We start from the raw sequence: 22,593 nt of genomic DNA, 5'->3' as shown, positions 1-22,593 counted from the left end.
TAGCTGCATTGCGGATGTCATCAATGATATGAGTTCGAATCTCGTCGGGGACAGATAGTAAGATTAAAACCGTCTAGTATATAATATATTAGACGGTTTTTTATTTTAGAAGATGTTAGGGAAGCAAGTACCAGATTACATTTTTACTAAATTATCGATTGCAATACTGATTTCTTCCACAGTAGCATCGTCGCCACCGTTAAATCCTTTTAAGGCATAACGTACGTTGCCTTTTTTATCAATAATGAATTTTGCAGGAATGCCTTTTACACCATACTTGGAAATAACAACGTAATCTCCCTGTTTTGTACCAGGGTTTGGATCTAACAACACATCGAATTGATAGGGTTTACCAGTAAAAAACTTTTGGACCAAGGCTTTTCTTTTTGTAGGGTTTGTTTCAGATTCCCAGCTGTTGATAAAAAGAAATACAACGTTTTTGTTGTTTTTGTATTTGTTGACAGCCTTCTGCATCGCTGGAAAAGCCCCTACACATGGCCCGCACCAGGTCGCCCAGAAATCAAGCATAACTACCTTGCCTTTTAACGAAGCCAGGTTTACTTCTTTACCGTTCAAATCAGTAAGTGTGAAATCGGGAGCAGCATAGTTTACCTCATGTTTTTTGAGATCTTCAACAGTCGCGAGGTTTAAGGATTTCATCAAACCCTGCACGTAGGGAGCGTAATTTTGCGCTTTGTTCCCTTTTGCCAGCCATACCTTTTTCAGTCCTGCCTTCATTTCATCAGTTGCCATACCTTCTTTAACTAAATTAGAAAGAACTTCAAAAGCGTTTTCATACTGCTTGTTTTCTGTTAGGATATAAGCATAAAGTGCCATTTGCTGATTTCCTTTAAGCCCTTTCTTTTCGTTAACAGGAGTAATCCACTGCAGGGCTTCCGGATATCTTTTCAGCTGGTACAGTAAATCTGCGTAGTTGTAACTGTAGGTATAATAATTTAGACTGTCGCTCTTACCGGGAGCAAGTTCTTTCTTTAGTATAGCCTCGGCTTCCTGAGCTTTACCTATTTTAAGAAGCTCATTGCAAAGACCACCTAAAGAGTTTCTCCTGATTTGTCCAGGGGCTACGGCTTCAATCATCTGTAACGCCTGAGGTGCATTTGTCTTAATCATTGTTCTGGCTAAACCAGCTCGCGCCATATTGAAAAAATAGGGAGTGTTTTTATGATCTTGTTCCGGATATTCTCTTAAGAACTGAGCATATATAGCCTTCGCAGAATCAAGTTGTTTGGCTTCTCCAATTCTGGCGATATATTTTAAGATTTTTCCGGAAACTGATTCTTCCTGCGCTAAAGCACCTGAGTTAAATGTGGTAGAAAAGAATAAGGTTGTGGCAATTAGAGCCAATCTGTTTTTAAATTTTATTTGGATTTTCATTGTGTTTTCTCGTTAAATAATTTTGATAAAGTTTTGATCAGGGCATCACCACGCAGGTTTTTGGCAACGATGACACCATTTTTATCAATCAGGTAGTTTTGGGGGATACTGTTTATAAAATACTGTACAGCAACAGTGTTTTTCCAGTGCTTTAAATCTGAAACATGGGTCCAGGTTAATCCATCATCTTTAATTGCCTTTAACCAGGCTTCTTTACCACCGGGATTATCTAATGAGACCCCTAGAACGGTAAATCCATTGTCTTTAAATTGTTGGTAAGCCTTTACTACGTGTGGGTTTTCTGCCCGGCAAGGACCGCACCAGCTGGCCCAGAAATCGAGCAATACGTATTGACCTTTATAATCAGATAAGCGAACAGGTTTTCCTTCTGTATCATTTTGTGTAAAGTCAGGCGCTTTATTCCCTACATTTAATGCCCTTAAGGGCTTTAGTTCTTCGAAGTATTTTTTAGCCGTTTCACTGTTCAGTACATCTGGCGAAAGGAATTTATACATAGAATCTATTTTTTGCAGATCAAATGTTTTTCCCATATAATCCTGCAGCGTGAAATAGCTTACCATCGTATTGGGATGGGCTTTTATAAAACGAAGTTGTATGGCCCTTTTTTTTGCTTTGAGTTCGGAACTGGTTTCCATATATTTTTTCAGCAAAACCTTGTCTTCCATTAGTGTTTTTGCCTGCTCTGGTGTTAGTGCAGTAGCCACTTTTAAAGCTTTTTCTGTGCTGTCTGATTCCGCTTTAAGTAAATTGAAATCCCGGTTGTGTTTGCCACCCGTTACAGTTGCTGTTGTCATATTAATCTGGATTATTCCTGGTTCCAGGAAAAAAGGAATAGAAGCAGCTTTTTTAGCTGCATTCAACGTTTTTCCGGTACTGATCACAGCCGGTCGGGCTTCTGTGACTTTCCCTGAAAAAATGTAAAAACCGCTTTTTGATGTTACAGAATCTATCTGCTGAACATTGTTTAATGTATATGTAAAAAAAGCTTTTTCAGTATTAGCGTTATTTTTTTTGATTTTAATGGTGTATTGCGATTGTGCAAATGTGGTAAATGCCGAAAAGAGCAACGGCAGGACCAGAGTAAATGCTCTAATGCATTTACTCTGGTTTAAAAATGATTGCTTCATTATTTTCTGTTTTTGTATTCTAAATCTATTACCTTATTAAAACCTCTGTATTCTTTTGAAAAGGTGCCATTTACAAAATCACCGGTGTTTGAAATGCTGAATTTGTAAATTTTACCTTCATTATTTTCAAAGGTGGCTACTGCCAGCTGTTTGTTGTTGTCCGGATAGCTAATTAAAATACTTTGTGCCTGTTTTAGTTCTAAGGCTGTAATTTCAGCTCCGGTAGGGAAGGTGTATACCAGGCGTGCTTTTTTTGCTGGAATATCCAGTAAGTAAATTTTGTTGTTTACCGCATAATAAATATGTAAATACAATCCAGATGAAGTAAAAAGATTTGCATTATTCAGGAAAGGAGCATCCTCAATATCATATTTCTCTGCAGCAATGATAGCACCTGTAGTATTGATCCGATATACATAATACTGATCGTCAGTATTATTTTTCATGATACAGTTGTAGTATTCTCCGATACTCACTCCGCTATATATTAACTGTTTTCCAACATTGTTAAGGTCGAACGCTGAACCTGCCGGACTGGAAAAAGTAGTGATCTTTGCTGCGGCATGGTTTAGAAAACGTTGGTTCTTCGTATCATATAATATGGTGAAATCGTTATTGGTTAAAGGCATAGCAAACTTCGAGATTTTGTAATCTCCTTTAATTGGTGCCCCGAATTTTTCGGGCCCCTGATTTGCAAATGACAATGAATATAACTCGCCGTCATTTACAATATATCCGGCAACGCCAAACTTGTTGTAGAAATAGTTTTCCAGGTTGATAACCGTTGGGGGAACAAAAAACCAGCTGTTCAGTTCATTGAACTTTTTTAAGCTCACATAATCAACTTCAACGCCGTTGTTTTTTGCCAATACAAACATACTTTGTCTACCCAGATAGGTATTTAATACCCTGATTGCATAGCTGCCTGCTGGAAGAAGTTCTCCCGCATTTGCACCTTTGTACAGTTCATGGATGACTTCTTCACTGCTATTGATGATAGCAAGGTCTTGCTTGCCACCTGGTTGGTTTTCTAATGCGAGCCATCCTTCACTCAGTTTCGTATTCACTTCAGTATAAAACTCTTTAAAAAAAGAGACACCGGTTTCTGAGTCTTTTACAGTATAAAGTATCGTATACTTACCCGGGTTTACGTTTATTGCAGCATTCAGGTTTTTTTCATGTCCCAGAACCGCTTTATTTCCTGAAGAATTTGGATATTGGTAAATGCTCCACTGATAAGTTAGTTTACGCTCGTCCTGCTCTATCGTTTGCTGCAACGTTGGCGTGATCTGTAAGGTTTCAAATTGAAATACAGTAATCGTGTCTTTTACTTTCGCTTCAATTTTTATTTCATTAATCGGAGTCAGATCATAGTTCCCTTTGTCTTTCGAGCAACTTAATACCACAGCATAAAGGAGACAGATTAACCCTAAAAAGTATCTTTTCATTATTTATAATTTAATGTGATTTAAAAAAATGATTACGCCCTTCCTAAAAGGGAAATATAACCTCATCATCGTCTTCATCGTACATGGTACCATGTGCTGCCTGATAAAGTAATACTGCGTTTTTACAGAGTTGGGAAATGAACCGGTATTCCCTAAAAGATACATTTGTAAAATCAGTGTAACCTGTTTCTTTGATAATCAATTCAAATTTTACCCGGCTATACTTGCCTAAATATACATCGCTCCAGGATGACGGTCGGGATAAAAAATCATTGATTTTTATCAGGTAGTTCAGCTGATCTGCAACACCAGGTTCAAAACTATCGGAGGCAGCGATTGACAGCCAGAGTTTTCCTTCTTTTGTTTTTATTGCGGCTGTTTTTTTTACCACTACCGGTATGTACCCTGTAAACTGGTTTGCTTTGATCACTGCAGGTAATAACTGATAGCTATCGGCATCAGCGGTAGATTTGCTCATCACCTGATAATTTACCGTTCTGTCTTGTGCTGCTGCGTCGCCCATAATCCGTAATGGAACGAAAACAGTATCCTGAACTATTGAAACTGCCCTGATCGCAAAGGAATAGGTTGTACTGTCCTTAACCAGGTCATTGCTTTTTTTATAAATGTAAACTTTAGGTTTTTCCTGAAAGGACAGCAACTCATCCTTACTACATCCAGAACCGAATATAGCCAGTACCAATAGAAGTAGGTATGTATAATTTTTCATTTGAATATTTTATTGATTATTAAACTCTATTTCATCATCTGGCACAGGGAGTACGTAAACAGCTGTACCTACCGGAGTGCCATAACCTTCAATCTGGCTCATGTTTTTTCGTTTGTAATAGTAAAAAAGCTGACCTTCCTGATAGAATTCTTTTTTGTATTCTTTAAATAGTTCTGTTTCTATTTCTGAGGTCGTTAAAGTTAATGGTAAGGTGGCGATGCCCCTGTGGCTGCGCACTTCGTTTAAAAAGTTAATTTTGTCCGCACTTAACGGCGTAGTTTCCGCTGCGATAAAATACATTTCGGATAAACGGATGAGTGGTATTCTCTTAATAGATGAACTTGATAAGCTAACGTCATCACTCCAATATTTTATCGGATATTTTGCAGCTGATGTTCCGTCAGTTTTCCATAAAAACAGGTATCTGTAATCGGTACTTCCGCCATTGCTTACTTCAAAACGGCTATTGATAAAAGTAGTGGTATTGGTTAGTACACTTGAGTTTGCAGCTGTTTTAAATAGTTCCGCGTTTATATCCTGCAGGTTTGCCACATATAAGCCAAATAAATGCTCAGATGTAAAAGTGCGACTTGGGAAAGCACCACTAATTCCGGCAGAGGTTACAAACGGAAAAACTTTTGCATCAATAACTTCTTTAGCTTTAATCAATGCGTTTTGCTGGTCATTTTTATACAAATAGATCCTGGCCATTAATCCGGTTGCCGACCAGTAGTTCATGTGGTTACGTGTATGTGAACGGAAAACATCACTCGTACCATAGTAGACACCTTTATCTACCGACAATAAGCGTGTGGATTCCGTTAGATCCTGAATACATTTATCAATTACTTCGGTCAAAGTTAAAAATGGCCTCACGTTCATTTTAAATGATTTCAGATAGGGGATTCCTTTGCTATTTAAGCCTTGAACTGGCATAGGTCCAAAGAGCCTTAGCAGGTCAAAATGAAGAAAAGCCCTTAAAGCCAGCGCTTCTCCTTTTATAATCTGATAGTTATCTCTGCTAAATACTTGTTTTTTAGCATCAATTTGAGCTAATAGATTGTTGATGTTTGCAATTGCCTTATAGGAATTATTCCAAAAGCCGTCTATCGTACTTTTGGTTGCAATGTCGGCGTAGTTGTAGCGACCAGGCTGATAGTATTTGTTGGAAGTAATGCCTACATTGTAATTTTGCGCCAATACATCCATAAAAGCCATGGTAAATTCCTTGCCATACAGGGGTTTTGCACCCATTTGTGTATAAACTCCAATTAATGCATCTTTGAAACCCTGCTCATCCTGAAATAGTGATTGTTCGCTAACCTCTGTTTTTGGGTTCACATTCAACCATTTTTTACAACCAGGGCCCAGGATTATCAGGCTAAATAACAGGAGGTATAAATATTTATTGTTATAAAACATAATCTTTTGATTTAAAAGGAGGTACTTAGGTTCAGTGTAAAGTTGCGTGCGAAAGGATAATCAAGCCCACGTTCCGCCTGTATAGTTGCTAGTCTAAGCAGGTTATTTACCTGAAAACTCAGGCGGGTATTTTTAATTCCCCATTTTGCTGTTGCTTTATCGGAGATGAGGTAACCTAAAGAAAGACTTTCCAGGTCCAGGAAGTTATCGCGTTGAACGAATCTTGATGTCGCATTTGTTGGCGTAGTTACGGTAACCCCATCCAGATTTGTTAAACCTTTGAAATAGGTTTTATCACCCGGATTTTTCCATCTGCCCAGCAATACACGTTCGTCCACATTCCAAACAATCCTGGCATTTTCAAGCCGGTCTGCCAGTGTTTGGTTGTATAACTTTCCTCCCAATTGATAACTAAAGTAAAGTCCAAGTTGCAGGCCTTTGTAACTGATATTTGTACCAAGGTTTCCGCTGACAGCCGGTAGGGCGTCACCAACAATTACTTTGTCTGATGCATCCCAGGTATAAGTAAGGGCGCCATTTTTTTTAATGAATATCTCCTGACCATTGCTTGGATCGATACCTGCTGAACGAACTGCCCAAATTGCATTTACAGATTGTCCTTCTTCAAAACGGAGCTGTGGTCTGGTCTGAAGTGTATTGGTAGTTCCATCCGGGTTTTTGGTGGCATCATTTGCTGCATTCATTTTCTTTAGGGAATTGGAAATTTCCTGTATTTTGTTCTTGTTGTGAATGGCGTTAATGAACACGCTCCAGAATGTAGACTGTTTGTCATTGCGAACAATAAATACATTTAAATTACCTTCAATACCTTTGTTTTGTAATTTTCCGATATTCTCTTTATAGGAACTTACGCCCAATGACGGAGGTGTGTTGATATCCAGCAATAGATTGTTTGTAGTTTCCAGATAAGCATCCAGTCTCAATGTTATCCTGTCTTTTAAGAGCGAAATGTCGGCACCAACATTACGTTTAAGCGTTTGTTGCCAGCGTAACGACTCGTTGCCATAGGCAATTAATGAAGTCCCAAGCATACCCAGGTAATCCCGGTCAGTGCTGTATCTGTAAGTGCTGATTCCCATGTAAGGGGGGAACTGCTGACTTCCTGTTGTACCCAGGCCGGCACGAATCTTTATCCTGTTAATGATGGAACCATTTAGCCCGGACATAAAGCTTTCTTCATGCAGGTTCCAGCCAAGTCCTGCGGCCCAAAATGGTGCAAATCTATTCTCAGCGCCAAATTGGGTTGACCCATCAACGTTAAAAGAGAAGTCTACAAGGTAACGTTTATCATAGGTGTAGTTTAAGCTTGTAAACATTGAGGCCCTTCTGCTGATGTTATTCTGGCCACTTGGACGACTGCTTCTCAGGTACTCATTACCAAAAAACAATTCATCAAGTTTACTGTTGGGAAAGCCTCTGACTATAACTCCGCTGGCACGGCTATTTTGTTCGGCCGCGGATAAACCCAGGGTTCCATAAATCAAGTGTTTACCATAAGTACGATTATAGTCCATTAATAAACTGGCATCGTATGAAAAGAAGCTGCTATTCTTTTTATCATAACTTCCGCGGGTAAAATAGTCGGCAGAATCATAATCTGTAATATTGGCAAAATTGGTGTGATCGGCAGGGAGAAATACATCAGATTCATCTTTCTGATTGGATATCCCCAGTTTGCCCGTTAATTTTATCCCATTATTGAAACGCCATTCCAGAAATGTATTGTTGTTTACACCAAAATATTTTGCATAATCAACTGTTCCTAAAGTTGAATTATACATTGGGTTGGTATAAATGGTTTGTCCAAGTATACCGGGGTTGGAGGTGATTTCCAATATTTTTCTGATGTTGCCGTTTTCATCATAAGGTGACCAGTACTGGTTCTGTTTGGTGTAATCGGCAAATGTTCCATATGGAGAATTGTCAGCTCTGTTTGAGTTGATGTTTAACTGGTTTCGTACCAAAAGGTTTTTTCTTCTATAAGAAAGGGACATTCCTCCTTCATAGTTCTTTCTGGAAGAACCTTTCATTACACCCCGGTTATTGGTATAACCGAAATTGGCACCGTAGCGGATGTATTCGTCGCCACCTTCTACAAACAAGGACTGTTTGTTTCCAATTCCGGTTTGTAGTGGTTGAGATAACCAATAGGTATCAACACCCCGTTCTACATCAGCTTTTCTTTTTGAATATAACTTGTCGAAATAAAGTTGGTTTTCCGGAATGTCACGGCCATTGTATAATCCTGCGATTTGTTCAAGTTGTAGTTTGTCGGTAGCATTCAATAGCTTATAAGATGTTAAATCAGGACCTGTAACCTGCAATGTTGTATTGTAACTTACCTGTAGTTTTCCAGGCTTAGGTTGCAGGGTTTCTATAACAATAACGCCGTTAGATGCTCTGGAACCGTAAGCAGAGGTTCCAACCGCATCTTTTAGGATGGTAATGTTGGCAATTCTGTTGATGTCCAGGTCGTAAACCTTTTGCAAGCTTACCTCAAAACCGTCCAGTATAAAAAGCGGCATACTGGGGTTAGTTGCATATGCCGACATAAAATCGGCACCAGATGCCGGTATGTTTGAATTGCCCTGTCGTACCGGGAAATTGTTTGTTCCTCTTAAACTAATTTGTGGGAGTGTATTTGGGTTGCTGCCCATGTTTAAATTGTCAGGCATTCTTACCGCCGGATCCAGTACTTTTAACGCATCAAAAACATTCATTGAATTAATGTTGCGCAAGTCTTTACCGCTAACTCTTGTAGCTGCTCCGGTAAAGTTTTCTGTAGGGCGTGAAAAGAGACCGGTTACAACAACTGCATCCAGTTCACTGGTTACAGGTTCCAGCTGGACATTGATAACCTTCCTGGATTTAGGAACAACTTTGTACATTTTGTAACCCACATATGTAAATGTTAATTCCGTATTTCCATCAGGGATTTCTATGCTATACTTTCCGTCTTCGGCTGTGATTGCTGCACCTTTAAGCCCGGGGTAACGAATATTTACCCCCGGAATAGCCTTGCCCTGCTCGTCTGTTACTTTACCTGTAATGACAATGGCTGCATTTTGACTGGCTTCATTTACATTAATGGAACCGGGTTTCGCACGAATAAATATGCTATTGTCATTGATTTCATATTCAAATGGCTGATCTTTAAAGCATGCATTCAATACCTCTTGAATGGAGACATTAGTTGCCTTGATGTTGACTGGTTTTGCTGCACGCATGACCTGGGTGCTGTACACAAAATCGAAACCGGTTTGTTTACCAATTTCTTTGAATACCTCTTGTAAAGAAGCATTTCTTTTGTTTAGATTGATTTTTTGAGCATGACTGGCCGCACTGATTTGTAATAGAAATGTGGTCAGCATTATAATGGTCAGGTTAATCCGCATTATATATTTTCGCTTGTCTATTTTTTGGATTCGGGATAAGACCGAATTGACCAAATAAAAATTCATATATTTGAATTTAGGCCCGCTGTATTTGATGCAAAGGGGCGTGGTTAAGATTTAGTTGATTGGTATTTAAGCGTGTTAATCGATGATAATTTAAACCACTGACCAGGGGTGGGCTCAATCACTCCTGGTTAATGTTTAATTACCGGGAAGGTAAAGCTATTGCATCACGGTAATCCTCCTTCCTTCTACTTTAAAGTGTACGTCTCCGGTTGATTCTAATAGCTTAAGTGCTTTTGACAGTGGTCTGTGGACTGATATCTTACCTCCGAAAGTGGTCTTTGGAATATTACCTTCATAAATTACCTCCAGATCGTACCAGCGTTCCAGCTTACGCATGATGCTTTGTATATCTGTGTCTTCAAAATTGAAATTCCCATCCTTCCAGGCAATTTCGGATTCGGTATCGACCGCATTAACTTCTATCTGACCAGATTGTAAAATGGATTGTTCTCCGGGTTTAAGCAATTTCTTAACCGTGTTGTTTAAGGTGCTTACCATTATACTCCCTTCAAGTAAGGTTGTTTTTACAGCCAATTCATTGTCGTAGCTATTGATGTTAAAGTGTGTCCCCAACACTTCGACTTTCTGTTTATGCGTAGACACCAGGAAGGGGAGGTTTTTGTTTTTAGCGACTTCAAAGTAGGCTTCGCCTGTTAATTCGACCCTACGTTCTTTTAAATTTGTGAAACTGGCCGGAAATTTAAGACTGGATGCCGCATTTAACCAAACTCTTGTACCGTCGGGTAAATTAATCTGGTATTGACCACCTTTTGGTGTGGAAATATGATTAAACAGTGGAGTATCGTTTATTTTTTGCCCTGAGTCTTTTACCTCGTAAATCAACTGCCCATCTGCTGCTTTTGTTATTTGTATACCGTTTTGTACCGCGAGTTTCCCATTTGCAGCGTCTGTTAAGGCAATTTGACGGCCATCAGCGAGGGTAAGTACAGCCTTGTAGCTGCCGGGATCAATATCTTGCTGGACTAAAACCCCATTTTTTTGATTGAAAAGGAAGAAAATGCTGGTGGCGACAACTAACAGTACACTCGCCGCTACGGCAAATTTGTACCATAGTTTTCTTGTTATTGGCTGTTTTGGCTGGACATTCATCATATTGTTGATTTCAAAGTCCATAACTGCATCGAACTGCGCATCCAGTTTTCCTGAACGGGTTAATTCAATAAAAACTTCAAGCTCTTCGCCGCTAAGCTGTTTATTTAGATAACGTTGTACCAGTGTTTGATAAAAATCTTTTTCTTCCATATTGAGGGCTTACAAATAGATAGACTCCAGATGTAGTCCTTAGGGTACCGCGGAATTAAAATTATTTTAACAAAAGGGCTAATAGTATTCCCAGTGGTATGCCTAAGTCTTTTTTAACTGAGGCCCCAAGGTTTTTCATGGCATTGACCATATGTTTTTTAACTGCATTTCTGGATATGCCCAGTTCAATTGCTACTTCATCATAACTTCGTCCATTCTCGCGACACTGTTTGAATACTTCACGGGTTCTTTGAGGAAGGCTTTCTAAGATTCTTTTAAAATACGATTCGTATTCCTTGCTTTGAAAATTGTCTTCTACGCTACTTTTGTCTTCTTTAAATTCATTGATTATTATAGACATTGCCGTATCAGATTGCAGTGTCTTTTTTAACGTAGTAAGGGTATGGTTTTTGGCTATTGTAAATACATATGCTTTTAAAGATTGAACTTCTGCTAACTTTTGCCTGTTTTCCCAAAGCTTAATAAACGCCTCCTGTGTTAGATCAGCCGCCATCTCTTCAGCATGAACAATTTTCTTTACAAAACCATATACTTGTTGCTTATACCGCTGGTATACTGCGGCAAATGCATATTCATCCCCGGTCACAAGTTTTGTAGCCAGTTCCAGATCAGAATTTGAAGCATAAACAGTCATGGTTTAGTAGTATTCTCCGGATTATCAGACGGTGCCCAATGTTAATGAAAATTTGTGAAAATATTTAATAATGGTCAAAAATCCATATTTCATAACGATATCTACAGCCCATTTTCTGTTCTATAACATTATTTTTTCTGTTAAATCATTTTTGACAGCTTCCCAAGCAATTTTAGTTTAAACTAAACTATGCTATGGCCTTAATGTTTTAGCTTTTCTATTTTACTATGAATCTTTAAAGTCTCCTTTAAGGCCGCAGAGCCGTACCAGTTATAATATTCTGCAATCATCATCTTGCTTTTAACAACCGGATCGGTGTCAACCAGAAGCTTAGCCTGGTCAATTTGTTCTACGTCAAGAATAAAAATACCTCTGTATCCAGCTTCATTTTTACCCAAGGGACCTGCAACAATCAGTTTGCCATCTGCGGCCAGTCGATTGATATTAGCCATATGCCCTTTAAATACACTGTCTCTTATCGACTTCGGGAGTTCTGGTGCATTACTTGTTTTAAGAATGACCAGTACGTATTTTTTCATTCCATACTCATCTGCCTTCAGTTCTTTCGCCAGGGCTTCGTCGTAGTTCTTATTGATTTCCTGAGCGTGGAGTTGGTTGGATACCAGTAAACAAAAAAAAGCAAGTAGGCAGGTTGTTTTCATGCGCTTCCGTTTAATACTAAGATAAGTATTTGAAAATCGGAACGGAAATATTTTTTGGATTTCGTTTCCGGCCATGCATTATGTCCTGAACTTGATAAAATAGACTTTCAGGGGGCAATTTCTTTTATGTTCCGGTTGGCTTATCCTGCACCGCTTTATTTGTCGACCGGTTTCCCAGGGAGAGCGAGAAAATAGCTTTTCTTTCAGTCCGGAAGGTTTTTAGCAATTGTTCAATTTTGAGTTTTAATTGTATATGGTCTTCCAGAAAACTCAGCTCTATTTTTTTCTGAGTCGCTACGGTAAGTATACCTAGAGTTTGAATGAATTGTTGAATATCAGTTTTTAAATTCCTAAAATGATCTGTTAATGTTCTTAGTCTCTCTGAAAAATTATCTTCATCAGGAAGTTTAACATTGGACTGACTGAGTTTTTTTAAAAAGATAAGCTCGTTTTCAAAAAAGTCCAGATCTGATAACCATTGTTTGCCTGTAAGGTAGAGTTCTTGTAACTCTGCATTCAGTTCATTGTCTTCTATTGTTGTTGTCATAGCTAAGAAATTATTCGTAAATTTTGGGTTAATATTTCTTAATTTGATTGATAGTGATCAGACTTTAATATGATGTTCATCACTAAGGTACTGCTACTTAAAAGTGATAAGGATCAGCTTTTTAAGCAATGTTAATCATTAAGCCGCATCTATACAGTGATTACTTTTACCACCGGAATAAAGGTTGTGATCACAAGATGAAACAATTAATAAGTATCGTGTTAATTTTACTCTTAGGTGCACAGTGCCTGGTCCAACTGGGATTGGTAGCTAGTTATCAATTGCATAAAACATATATAGTTTCCTCGTTTTGTGAGAATAAGGACAAACCTGAAATGCATTGCGAAGGAAAGTGTTTCCTAAAAAAGAGATTGGCTGAAGCGGAAAAGAATGAACGGCAAGCCTCCGGAATAGAAAAACAGCTGGAGATTCCTTCATTCCTTATCGTTGTTGCTCAACAGATCGCAGTCAGATCATTTGCTCTGGTAAAAGGCAATATCTCCTTAACCGTGCATTATATGCATATCATCTATTTCAATATATTTCATCCCCCGTCGGCTGTTTTCCTTTGAGTGATTTTTGTGGCTCTATATTGCAGGCTGACAAATTGTTACCTGAAATATCTTAATACGCTAGTCTGCTTTTTCGCATTGCGAAGCGGCTGTTTTATGCTCCTTAATATTAAACAATAATGAAAAAACTATTTGCTTTTGTCTTTTTACTGGCCATTTTAATAGCCTGCAAAAAAGACGCAGAAAATAAAAATATGACTGACCCTAAAGATGGTCTTAAAAAAATCTCCGAAGCTTATGCTTCGGGAATATCAACCAAAGTAGAATTATGGTCAAAAAATGATCTTGTAACCGGGTACAACCGATTATTTCTGTTATTGCAAGATTCTGTTTCCAATCAGCCGGTTGATAAGGCAGTTGTCAAAATCCTGCCTGTTATGGATATGGAAATGAATGGCATGAAAATGTCTCATTCAGCCCCCTGTGTGCAACCAGAAAGTGATAACGCTGAAAATACTCTGTTCCCTTTTGCAACGGTTTTTACGATGCCAGGTAATACCCAGCAAAGTAAGTGGTCTTTAGAAGTCGCTGTTAAAAGAGGCGGCCAATCCAAGGCTGGTACAGCCACATTAGGATTGCATGTAGGATCTTCCTCATCCGAGCGGGTAAAAATGCTGACAACTGCTGAAAGTGATAAACTGGTTGTTGCTTGTTTTTTTCCTGTCACTCCGAAAATCGGAATAAATGAGGTTGAAATGATTGTTTATCGTCAGCAGGATAAAATGAATTTTCTCCCCACTGAAGACTATCTGCTAAGCGTTACCCCTGAAATGCCGGCCATGGGGCACGGATCTCCTAATAATGTTAATCCCGTATACGCTAAAAATGGGGTTTATAAAGGTAAGGTCAATTTTACGATGACAGGTGACTGGAGGATCAACCTTGAACTGGCCAGGGACAGGCAGAAAATCAATACATTTTTTGACCTTAGTTTTTAAATATATGTGTTGTGCTCTTCCTTCTGTCATAACAATTGTGCTGATGTTTTCGGTATCCCTGGCTGTAGCGCAGAACAAGCAGGATAGTGTAGTCAGGGAGCTGTCATTAAAAGAAGTAGAAATCCATACGATTAAGAAAAGTAAACAACCGAAAACCGCCTTCTACCAATCGTCTATGTTAGCCAGTACCGAGGATATCCTTGCCAGAATAGAAGGAGTGAACCTCGTTAGACGGGGGGCTATTGGTATGGAGCCTACTCTGCGAGGTTTTTCAGCGGGACAGATCAATGTGGTCATTGATGGAATGCGGATTTTTGGTGCCTGTACGGATAAGATGGATCCTGTAACTATTTATACAGAACCTGTAAATCTAAAAAGTATAGATCTCAGTTTTGGTGGAGATGGTATTGGAATGGGAGCGACTATTGGCGGAACACTGAATTTAAAGCTGGCTGATGCATCGATCAGTACTGATGGCGGACTAATTGGAAGTTTAGCTACTGGATATTATTCGGCTGCTGCCGCTACCCAAAATGTACTGGCTATGAATTATAGTGAAGAAAAATGGGCTGTTCGCTTGAGTGGGGTTTATCGCAAAGGAGGAGATTATACCGATGGCAGAAACAATACTGTCGCATTCTCCGGGTATGGTAAAATGAATACCAGTATTTCCGGGAAATACCTCATCAGCAAAAATAGTACGATAAAGGCAGACTTACTATGGGACGATGGCTGGAACATCGGGTTTCCTGCATTGCCTATGGATGTGGGCTATGCAAAAGCCAGAATTGCTTCTGTCACTTATGAGCGGAAAAACCAAATGAGTTTTTTTAAGGAATTGGAAGTTAAAGCTTATGCCAACAGTATCCGGCATGCTATGGATGACACACAGAGGCCTGCAACGGCTATGCATATGGATATGCCAGGGCAAAGCCACACATTAGGTGCCTTTGCACAATTGAAGCTCCAAAGAATTGGAATACATACTATTAAGCTGAAATCTGACTTTTATTATAATAGGGTACGGGCCGATATGACAATGTATCCTCAAGGGGCTGCGCCCATGTTTATGCTGACCTGGCCGAAAAACCACCAGGTGGTAGCCGGACTCTTTGTCGAGGATGAGATGTATATTTCAGATCAGAGCCGCCTTGCATTAAAGTTAAGGGTTGAAGCTGCTCATGCAAGAGTTACAGACGAAATGGGACAGGATCAGTTTTCAGTGATGGGATATGATGTCGGCAGACCGGTTAACCGGATATTGAAAAATGCAAACATCGGATACACACGGTTTTTAGGTTCAAAGTTCAGTGTTTATTTTAATGCCGGGTTTAATGAACGGTTTCCTACTACTTCTGAACGTTACGGTTTCTATTTATTTAACCAGATGGACAATCACGATTATGTGGGAAATCCACTACTGAAAAACGAACAGGCCTGGAATGCGGAATTTAATCTGTTGTATACTACGAAAGACTTATCCTGGAAGTTGAGTGCCTTTGGTAGTCATGTAGCCCATTACATCATCGGAAAAACACAATCCGATTTAAGTGTGATGACGATTGGGGCGAGTGCAGTACGTTCGTATGTCAATATTCCTTCTGCCAGACTTTTCGGAGCCGAAAGCAGTTTTAATTATCAGCTGTTTAATCGGCATCTGACGGTTAATAACACCTGGAAATGGCTGAGGGGGAAAGACTATCAAAATATTCCGTTACCACTGATTGCTCCCTTAAAAATTATGACCAGCGTCCGTTTCCGGCACCAGGCTTTATTTTTCCAGGCCGAGAATGAAGTTAGTACCAGTCAAACTCAGATCAATGTCGACTTTGGTGAAAGCGTTAGCCCTGCCTACACCTTGTTTCATTTCAGATCAGGCTATGGTTTTGTGATGAAGAAGTACACAGTTGAATTTTCTGCCGGTATAGAAAATCTACTTGACAAAGCTTATGCAGACCACCTGGACTGGGGGAAAGTGCTAAGACCAGGGAGGAACATATATGGCTTGCTGACATTAAAATTTTAAGTAATGACTAACCTTAATAATTATGATTGATGAACATTTATTGACTCGTTTTGGCGCCAGGCTTGCAAGTTTTGATAAGGGGGAAGTTTTGTTTAATCAGGGAGAGCTGCCGAGGTATTATTGCCAGATCCATAGTGGAGCAATAAAAATGAATAATTTCAATGATGAGGGAAAGGAATTTGTCCAGGGGCTTTTCAGTGAGGGGGATAGTTTCGGTGAACCCCCGCTTTTTCTTAAAGACACTTATCCCGCAAATGCAGTAGCGATTGTCTGTTCCAAAGTTTTTCTTTTACCCAAAGAGAAGTTCATGGATTTGCTGATGGCCAATCCGGAAATTCATCTGAATGTAACAACTATTCTGGCGAAAAGACTTTATTATAAGTCTATAATGGCTTCAGAAATTGCTTCCCAGGAACCTGAACACCGGGTGTTAAAGCTGATGGATTACTTTAAGACAAAGATCCATAAAGTACCCGTAGGGGAGAGCTATAAGGTAGAAATTACCAGACAACAAATTGCTGATCTGACAGGGCTGAGAGTAGAAACGGTTATTCGTTCTATAAAATCGCTGGAAAAGAAGGGAGAACTGGTGATCAGCAACCGTAAAGTTTACCGGTAAATTTTGTGACCGATCGAGGTTAATTTTTTTCTTTTTTATGAGTGAGATCATAAAGGCCTGCTTCAGGGGCTGATAACTTTGATGATAATAACGTTAACATGAGTTCTGCCCTTTAAACGATAAAATTTTACTATGTATGAAGGATCAAACACCAATATATAACATCACCCCGTTCACTTTACTGGATTACCCGGATAAAGTTGCATGTATAATTCGGCTTGCGGGCTGCAATATGCGTTGTGTGTACTGCTACAATCCTGAGATTGTTTTAGGTAAGGGGACCATCAACTTTGAAAAGGTTCTGGAATTCCTGAAACTGAGAAAAGGGATCCTGGATGGCGTTGTCCTGAGCGGTGGAGAATGCACAATGCACAGTAAAATAATCTGGCTGATGAAAGAGATCAAGGCGATGGGCTTTTTGATTAAACTCGATACTAACGGATCACGACCGCTGATGATAGAGCACCTGGTTAATTTGAAGCTGCCAGATTATATCGCGTTGGATTTTAAGGCTCTGCCTGATAAGTTTGAAGCGATAACTGGCTCAGATCTGTTTGAGAATTTTGAACATACCTTAAGCTTTCTGATTGCATCAGGGCAAAAATTTGAGGTTAGAACTACTGTTCATTCTGATTTGATCAAAGAGAACGACCTGGAGCGTATGATGCGATACCTGAGTTTAATGAAATACAAAGGGACTTATTACATTCAGCAATTTGTTAACGGTGTGCCTACAGTAGGTAATGTAGGACATTCCATTAGTACTTTCAACATGCAAGACATCGTCAGTGAATTAGAAAATGCAGCTCATTCGAGATATCATATAGATTTGGTTTTCAGATAAAAAAGTAGCGATGAGAATTGATTTGAATACACGGATAAAAGTACTGTTGGATGCCGACATGAAAGGAGTGATGGATAGTCTGATTAAACTGAACAGCAATTTCTCAAAATTGCGCAATCCAGTACTGCGGAAGCTGCTGGCAAGTCGCATAACAATTGCTGAAGCTTGTAAAATAGGAGGCTGTAGTCAGCAGGACTTTTTCAACAACATGAGGGCCATAGGTTTTGTTATTGATGAGGACGTTGCTGTTTCGGAGACAGCAAATGAAAATGCAATTGATTTTATCCGGCAGACAATAGTTTATGAACTGGATGTCCGTCCTTTCCTCTCCAGGAATGAAGATCCGCTGAAAGAAATTCTAAGGTTGGCAAAAAAAATAGGCATAGGTGAGCGAATGAAGATCATTAACTCCTTTGAACCGGTACCTTTAATCCATTTACTGGCCGAAAAAGGATTTCTTGTTTTTAGTGAAACAGTGAGTGACAAACTAGTGATTACCTGGTTTGAAAAAACGAGATCTGAACTCTGTGTTACGCGATCAACGGAGGAGGTTGCAGCTGAAGTACCATCTAAACTTTTTGATAAAGTTATGAGCCGCTTTCGCCAGAATAAAATTAAGTATTTGGATGTGCGCGAACTGGAAATGCCACAACCTATGTTACGGATTCTGAGTGTTATTGAAAATCTTAAAACGGATGAGTTGCTGTATGTTTACCACAAAAAGCTTCCGGTATACTTACTCCCGGAACTCAAAAAGAAAGGACTGATTTATCTGCTCAATCCAAAAGAGAACCATGAAGTTGATATTATAATTTACAGATAATGAGTACTGTCGGTCATCATCAACCCCTTTATAAGCTTGTGACGGCTCATTATTTAATCGCAGGTTTGTTCTTTCTGGCGCTTTCTGTAATGCTTTTGTTTTCGGTTGAAGCATTGTCAGGTCATTATTTTCAGCCGAAAATTTTAGCGCTAACCCATATGGCAGCCCTGGGATGGGGGAGCATGATCATTTTTGGTGCATTGTACCAATTGCTGCCTGTAATTCTGGAAACGAAATTATACAGCACTAAACTGGCCTGGTATAGCCTGGTTTTATTTACATCCGGAATTATCCTGCTGATTTATTGCTTTTGGGTTTTTGATCCCGGACACCTTATGCAGATGGCCGCTATGCTGATTTTGACTGCAATCGTATTGGTAAATATAAACGTTTTTTTTACCGTCAGACATAAAAAACAGTCATTTATTGTTCAGGATTTTATACTAACAGCATGTTTATGGCTTGGTTTGACTGCTTTTCTGGGAACGTTGATGGTTTTTAATTTTCAGTATCCGTTCTTGCAGAAGGACCATTTGCATTTCCTGAGGTTGCATGCACATATGGGGATCGCAGGTTGGTTTCTTATGCTCATCATTGGTGTCAGCGCAAAGCTGATGCCCATGTTCCTGGTTTCTGAATATGTAAGAACTGGTTTACTCTCCTGGTCGTATTATCTTATCAATGCAGCACTGTTATTGTTCCTTGTTGATGGCTACCTTTATGGGATCAATTATCGTACCTACCTGATTTTGTCAATTGGGGCAACTGGAGTTTTTTCGTACCTGTTTTATATTTTCAGATGTTTTCAATTCCGCATCCGGCAGGAAATTGATTTGCCGATGCTGAAGAGTTTGTTCTCTTTTGTTTTTCTTGTTGCAGGAATGTTGATCCTACCTTTTATTCTATACTGGCATTTAAAAAATGATGCAATTGCAGTAAGGTTATCTACCTGTTACGGAGGTTTGATTTTTATGGGCTGGATCAGTATGCTGATCCAGGGGCAGACTTTTAAAACCCTGCCTTTTATTGTATGGGTAAAGCACTATGAACAGTTGGTGGGTAAAGTTAAAACACCACTTCCCTCAGATTTGGTTAACAATATTTTACTTTACGTGCAGTTTGCTGCTTTCTTATTTTTCCTGACCGGCTTCCTGGCTGGATTTCTGTTGAATTCTTACCCACTTAAAATGATTGCCGCAGTCAGTTTGATGATAACAGCCCTGAGTTATTTGTTGCAGCTGGTTGCTCTTCTTTTACACGAAACTAAAATCGAAGATTATGACGACGTTTGATATTCCGGAATCTTTAGCTACCATGCAGCAGCCTATTGTGACAGCTTTGAGGACAGTGATTGACCCGGAGCTGCATGTTAATGTAATGGATCTTGGATTGATTTATCATGTGAAGGTGGATCTAATACATATCTTGGTCGAGATGACATTGTCATCAAAGAACTGCCCTATGAGTGAGAGCATTTTATCGGGTGTAAAAAACTGTTTATTACGTAGTTTCCCCGGCTACGAAGTACAGGTCGATCTGGTTTGGGAGCCGGAATGGAATTACCGTACCATACCTGCAGAAGGTATAAAAGCACTTCGCGGAGGTTGATCATCAGTAAGTTGGTTTAATAGGTGTAATGTGATTGAGATCATAAACCGCAGGTTTTTCACGCTGTAAATTTGTGTCTATATAATAAAATCAACGAATATGGAAGCAATGACCACATTAGACGTAACGGCTTTGGAGCCACGCTTAAAACATCCCAGAATTTTCGAAATATATGATGAATTACAACCGGGATCAGCCTTTGTAATTGAAAATGACCATGATCCTAAGCCGCTTTATTACCAGATGCTGGCGGAGCGGGGAGAAACATTTACCTGGGATTATCTGGAGAAAGGTCCGGAAGTCTGGAAAGTGAAAATCTTTAAAAAGGACCACCAGTATGATGAGGAAACTATTGGCGAAATGGTTACTCAGGATTATAGAAAAGCACAGATATTTAAGCATTTCGGGATTGACTTTTGTTGTGGCGGAAAAAAAACACTCACAGAGGTTTGTGAAAAAAAAGGGATTGATCCGTCGGCAGTAAAAAGAGAACTGGAAAAATTGATCAATGATCCGAAAACAAATGAACATGACTTCTCAAAATGGGATATCGGATTTTTAACGGATTACATCATCAACACCCATCATCAGTATGTGAAAGAAAATACACCATTCATTATGGAATTGGCAAATAAAGTGGCGAAGGTACACGGTGGTCAGCATCCTGAGGCGATACGTGTAGCCGAGCTTTTCAGCGCGGTAGGGGCAGACCTGATGCTACATATGAGCAAAGAGGAGAAAATTCTATTCCCATTTATCAAGCAGTTGTCTGCGGTCCAGCAACAGGGAGGGCCTGCAGTTCCGGCGGCTACTTTCGGAAAAGTGTCCAATCCTATCCAGATGATGGAATCGGAGCATGAGATGGCTGGTGAGGCATTACATACGATCCGGGAAATTACTAATAATTTCAGTCTGCCTCCGGATGCATGTAATTCTTATACCATACTCTATAAAAAATTGGATGAATTTGAGAACGACCTTCACCGACATGTACATCTTGAGAATAACATCTTATTTCCCCGGGCCATTGCAGCCGAAAAGAATTTAGAAGTCAACAGAGATTAGTTGCAGAAGAACTGTTTTGGGAAGGCCATTGCATTTTAAGCAATGGCTTTTTTTATAATTGATGTTTTGTGTTTTCCGGAATTGATCAACATTGCCAAACCGACCGCCATAGCGATGGCACTGATAAATAAGACAATAGCCGTGTTGGGGGAATGTTCGTTAAGGATTGCATTTAAAGCCTGGATCATTAAAACCACTTCTTGTAAGATTACTCCGAATATAAAAAGTAGTAATCCTGATTTGTTTAATTTGATATGCTTACTGCTTAATAACGCATTGAAATAGCCCAGGATAAAAAATGAGATCAGGCCAAGAAAACACAGATGAAGGTAGCCAATAACTACAGGCCTTAGGCTGAAGGCAAAAGTTTCAAAATAAGGGACAATGGATAATGATTGAAGAATGACCTTCAGTATAAATGAAGTGTAAGCCAGGCTCCATAAAAGTGTAGTCATTTTTGTTAAAGATAAATCGGGACGAATTCTGATGGCTTTTAGAAGCTGATAGCCATAAACAAGCGCTGTGAGCTGAATTATACCTGAAATTGCGCCCGTCCAGAATAGAAATGATGGTATTTTAAAGCCTGTTATAGAAAGCAGGTAAGTGGGACCAACTGTTATTGACAATGTCAGGAATAATTTTCTGCTAATTTTTATGAGGTTTGAAGGGGTATTTTCCATCAGGTATGAAAACAACAATCCGAAACATGAAAATATAAACCAGCCATTGTATTGGAAGTGGAGAAAAAAATAAATGGAGGCAAAATAGAGTTCCTGAACCTTGGTATGACTGCTCATGAGATAGGCCAGTCCGAATGTACCGAGAGAGGAGATTCCCCATAAAATTAAGGCAGCTTTGAACCAGATGCTGATATGATTATTCTCTTTAATCCTACGCAAATCCTTCCAGTAGTGATATATAAAAATGTAGGATACTAAGATAGATAAGGTGGAAAAAGTGATCGACAAGAAGGCATAACCCTGAATGATAAAGGTAAACAACATCCCGTATGCGGTTAATACATTGGCACCTAGTAACCAATGGTATTTTTTATAACTGGTCATCACTCGGGACTTGTCAAGATAGTTGACCATCGTAGCCATCAGCGCGAGTGTTACCCAGCCAACGAAAGCGAAATGTGAATGACCATGCAACAGGAATTTTTGATTGAGGAAAGGTAGTGGGAAATTGATCTTGTATCTTAAGATGACACCCGCCAGGGCGACGATGAAGAAATTGATCAGTGCGATCCTGATCCATTTTTTGCTGTTGAATTCAATGATTTTCATGATATGGGGCAGTATAAATCTGCTATTTTAATTTTCTTCAATTAAGACAATAAATGT

General features: G+C 39.3%; 20 protein-coding genes. 9 read left to right on the top strand and 11 right to left on the bottom strand.

Annotated features, from left to right (window positions below; genetic code table 11):
* Window positions 1–135: 135 nt before the first annotated feature.
* The 10 genes from R2Q84_RS06625 to R2Q84_RS06580 all read right to left on the bottom strand — a co-directional run bounded on the left by R2Q84_RS06625 (window position 136) and on the right by R2Q84_RS06580 (window position 12,752).
* A complete protein-coding gene (locus tag R2Q84_RS06625; protein WP_316815747.1) occupies window positions 136–1,395 on the bottom strand; it encodes a redoxin domain-containing protein in 1,260 nt (419 codons plus the stop codon).
* Window positions 1,392–2,543 carry a TlpA disulfide reductase family protein gene (locus R2Q84_RS06620; protein ID WP_316815746.1) on the bottom strand — a complete coding sequence of 384 codons (1,152 nt, stop codon included), beginning with the start codon at window positions 2,541–2,543 and terminating at the stop codon, window positions 1,392–1,394. The genes R2Q84_RS06625 and R2Q84_RS06620 overlap by 4 nt, the downstream gene beginning before the upstream one ends.
* Entirely contained in the window at window positions 2,543–3,991 is a 1,449-nt protein-coding gene (locus R2Q84_RS06615) for a PKD-like family lipoprotein (RefSeq protein WP_316815745.1), read from the bottom strand. Before R2Q84_RS06615 ends, R2Q84_RS06620 begins: the two co-directional genes overlap by 1 nt.
* A gap of 43 nt (window positions 3,992–4,034) precedes the next feature.
* On the bottom strand, window positions 4,035–4,721 hold the full coding sequence (locus R2Q84_RS06610; RefSeq protein WP_316815744.1) for a DUF4843 domain-containing protein: 687 nt from the start codon (window positions 4,719–4,721) through the stop codon (window positions 4,035–4,037).
* Window positions 4,722–4,730: 9 nt separating this feature from the next.
* On the bottom strand, window positions 4,731–6,062 hold the full coding sequence (locus tag R2Q84_RS06605; RefSeq protein ID WP_316815743.1) for a RagB/SusD family nutrient uptake outer membrane protein: 1,332 nt from the start codon (window positions 6,060–6,062) through the stop codon (window positions 4,731–4,733).
* A 92-nt stretch (window positions 6,063–6,154) separates the two neighbouring features.
* Window positions 6,155–9,625, bottom strand: coding sequence for a SusC/RagA family TonB-linked outer membrane protein (locus R2Q84_RS06600; protein ID WP_316815742.1), 3,471 nt, complete (start codon window positions 9,623–9,625; stop codon window positions 6,155–6,157).
* Between the two features lie 156 nt (window positions 9,626–9,781).
* Window positions 9,782–10,888 (bottom strand): FecR family protein, encoded by a 1,107-nt coding sequence (locus tag R2Q84_RS06595; protein WP_316815741.1) that lies wholly within the window; start codon window positions 10,886–10,888, stop codon window positions 9,782–9,784.
* Window positions 10,889–10,949: 61 nt separating this feature from the next.
* On the bottom strand, window positions 10,950–11,543 hold the full coding sequence (locus R2Q84_RS06590; RefSeq protein ID WP_316815740.1) for an RNA polymerase sigma-70 factor: 594 nt from the start codon (window positions 11,541–11,543) through the stop codon (window positions 10,950–10,952).
* Between the two features lie 200 nt (window positions 11,544–11,743).
* Window positions 11,744–12,205, bottom strand: coding sequence for a YciI family protein (locus R2Q84_RS06585; protein WP_316815739.1), 462 nt, complete (start codon window positions 12,203–12,205; stop codon window positions 11,744–11,746).
* Between the two features lie 124 nt (window positions 12,206–12,329).
* Window positions 12,330–12,752, bottom strand: a complete 423-nt coding sequence (locus R2Q84_RS06580) for a hypothetical protein (protein ID WP_316815738.1) — start codon at window positions 12,750–12,752, stop codon at window positions 12,330–12,332.
* A gap of 197 nt (window positions 12,753–12,949) precedes the next feature.
* Here R2Q84_RS06580 and R2Q84_RS06575 point away from each other — a divergent pair, with 197 nt between their 5' ends.
* The 9 genes from R2Q84_RS06575 to ric all read left to right on the top strand — a co-directional run bounded on the left by R2Q84_RS06575 (window position 12,950) and on the right by ric (window position 21,247).
* Window positions 12,950–13,324: a hypothetical protein gene (locus tag R2Q84_RS06575; protein ID WP_316815737.1), complete on the top strand. Its 375-nt coding sequence runs from the start codon at window positions 12,950–12,952 to the stop codon at window positions 13,322–13,324.
* A 119-nt stretch (window positions 13,325–13,443) separates the two neighbouring features.
* A complete protein-coding gene (locus R2Q84_RS06570) occupies window positions 13,444–14,262 on the top strand; it encodes a FixH family protein (RefSeq protein ID WP_316815736.1) in 819 nt (272 codons plus the stop codon).
* 43 nt (window positions 14,263–14,305) lie between these two features.
* Window positions 14,306–16,288: a TonB-dependent receptor domain-containing protein gene (locus R2Q84_RS06565; RefSeq protein ID WP_316815735.1), complete on the top strand. Its 1,983-nt coding sequence runs from the start codon at window positions 14,306–14,308 to the stop codon at window positions 16,286–16,288.
* A 22-nt stretch (window positions 16,289–16,310) separates the two neighbouring features.
* Window positions 16,311–16,907 (top strand): Crp/Fnr family transcriptional regulator, encoded by a 597-nt coding sequence (locus R2Q84_RS06560; protein ID WP_316815734.1) that lies wholly within the window; start codon window positions 16,311–16,313, stop codon window positions 16,905–16,907.
* 136 nt (window positions 16,908–17,043) lie between these two features.
* On the top strand, window positions 17,044–17,751 hold the full coding sequence (locus R2Q84_RS06555; protein ID WP_316815733.1) for an anaerobic ribonucleoside-triphosphate reductase activating protein: 708 nt from the start codon (window positions 17,044–17,046) through the stop codon (window positions 17,749–17,751).
* Between the two features lie 10 nt (window positions 17,752–17,761).
* Window positions 17,762–18,574: a DUF2249 domain-containing protein gene (locus tag R2Q84_RS06550; protein ID WP_316815732.1), complete on the top strand. Its 813-nt coding sequence runs from the start codon at window positions 17,762–17,764 to the stop codon at window positions 18,572–18,574.
* Window positions 18,574–19,866 (top strand): hypothetical protein, encoded by a 1,293-nt coding sequence (locus R2Q84_RS06545; protein WP_316815731.1) that lies wholly within the window; start codon window positions 18,574–18,576, stop codon window positions 19,864–19,866. The genes R2Q84_RS06550 and R2Q84_RS06545 overlap by 1 nt, the downstream gene beginning before the upstream one ends.
* Window positions 19,853–20,182 carry a metal-sulfur cluster assembly factor gene (locus R2Q84_RS06540; protein ID WP_316815730.1) on the top strand — a complete coding sequence of 110 codons (330 nt, stop codon included), beginning with the start codon at window positions 19,853–19,855 and terminating at the stop codon, window positions 20,180–20,182. Before R2Q84_RS06545 ends, R2Q84_RS06540 begins: the two co-directional genes overlap by 14 nt.
* A 99-nt stretch (window positions 20,183–20,281) precedes the next feature.
* Entirely contained in the window at window positions 20,282–21,247 is a 966-nt protein-coding gene (gene ric / locus R2Q84_RS06535; protein WP_316815729.1) for an iron-sulfur cluster repair di-iron protein, read from the top strand.
* Window positions 21,248–21,282: 35 nt separating this feature from the next.
* Here ric and R2Q84_RS06530 read toward each other — a convergent pair whose 3' ends face one another.
* Window positions 21,283–22,536 (bottom strand): hypothetical protein, encoded by a 1,254-nt coding sequence (locus R2Q84_RS06530; RefSeq protein WP_316815728.1) that lies wholly within the window; start codon window positions 22,534–22,536, stop codon window positions 21,283–21,285.
* Between the last annotated feature and the right edge of the window lie 57 nt (window positions 22,537–22,593).

The organism is Pedobacter nyackensis (assembly GCF_032678475.1).
In the GTDB taxonomy this organism is placed as follows: domain Bacteria; phylum Bacteroidota; class Bacteroidia; order Sphingobacteriales; family Sphingobacteriaceae; genus Pedobacter; species Pedobacter nyackensis_A.
Note: the sequence above shows the minus strand (reverse complement) of the source record. Positions and strands in the feature narration are given on the sequence as shown.

Excerpts from the sequence above, each read along its gene's own strand:
- R2Q84_RS06625 (WP_316815747.1), bottom strand. The coding sequence starts at position 1,395 with ATGAAAATCCAAATAAAATTTAAAAACAGATTGGCTCTAATTGCCACA.
- R2Q84_RS06620 (WP_316815746.1), bottom strand. The coding sequence starts at position 2,543 with ATGAAGCAATCATTTTTAAACCAGAGTAAATGCATTAGAGCATTTACT.
- R2Q84_RS06615 (WP_316815745.1), bottom strand. The coding sequence starts at position 3,991 with ATGAAAAGATACTTTTTAGGGTTAATCTGTCTCCTTTATGCTGTGGTA.
- R2Q84_RS06610 (WP_316815744.1), bottom strand. The coding sequence starts at position 4,721 with ATGAAAAATTATACATACCTACTTCTATTGGTACTGGCTATATTCGGT.
- R2Q84_RS06600 (WP_316815742.1), bottom strand. The coding sequence starts at position 9,625 with ATGAATTTTTATTTGGTCAATTCGGTCTTATCCCGAATCCAAAAAATA.
- R2Q84_RS06595 (WP_316815741.1), bottom strand. The coding sequence starts at position 10,888 with ATGGAAGAAAAAGATTTTTATCAAACACTGGTACAACGTTATCTAAAT.
- R2Q84_RS06590 (WP_316815740.1), bottom strand. The coding sequence starts at position 11,543 with ATGACTGTTTATGCTTCAAATTCTGATCTGGAACTGGCTACAAAACTT.
- R2Q84_RS06585 (WP_316815739.1), bottom strand. The coding sequence starts at position 12,205 with ATGAAAACAACCTGCCTACTTGCTTTTTTTTGTTTACTGGTATCCAAC.
- R2Q84_RS06580 (WP_316815738.1), bottom strand. The coding sequence starts at position 12,752 with ATGACAACAACAATAGAAGACAATGAACTGAATGCAGAGTTACAAGAA.
- R2Q84_RS06575 (WP_316815737.1), top strand. The coding sequence starts at position 12,950 with ATGAAACAATTAATAAGTATCGTGTTAATTTTACTCTTAGGTGCACAG.
- R2Q84_RS06570 (WP_316815736.1), top strand. The coding sequence starts at position 13,444 with ATGAAAAAACTATTTGCTTTTGTCTTTTTACTGGCCATTTTAATAGCC.
- R2Q84_RS06565 (WP_316815735.1), top strand. The coding sequence starts at position 14,306 with ATGTTTTCGGTATCCCTGGCTGTAGCGCAGAACAAGCAGGATAGTGTA.
- R2Q84_RS06560 (WP_316815734.1), top strand. The coding sequence starts at position 16,311 with ATGATTGATGAACATTTATTGACTCGTTTTGGCGCCAGGCTTGCAAGT.
- R2Q84_RS06555 (WP_316815733.1), top strand. The coding sequence starts at position 17,044 with ATGAAGGATCAAACACCAATATATAACATCACCCCGTTCACTTTACTG.
- R2Q84_RS06550 (WP_316815732.1), top strand. The coding sequence starts at position 17,762 with ATGAGAATTGATTTGAATACACGGATAAAAGTACTGTTGGATGCCGAC.
- R2Q84_RS06545 (WP_316815731.1), top strand. The coding sequence starts at position 18,574 with ATGAGTACTGTCGGTCATCATCAACCCCTTTATAAGCTTGTGACGGCT.
- R2Q84_RS06540 (WP_316815730.1), top strand. The coding sequence starts at position 19,853 with ATGACGACGTTTGATATTCCGGAATCTTTAGCTACCATGCAGCAGCCT.
- ric (WP_316815729.1), top strand. The coding sequence starts at position 20,282 with ATGGAAGCAATGACCACATTAGACGTAACGGCTTTGGAGCCACGCTTA.
- R2Q84_RS06530 (WP_316815728.1), bottom strand. The coding sequence starts at position 22,536 with ATGAAAATCATTGAATTCAACAGCAAAAAATGGATCAGGATCGCACTG.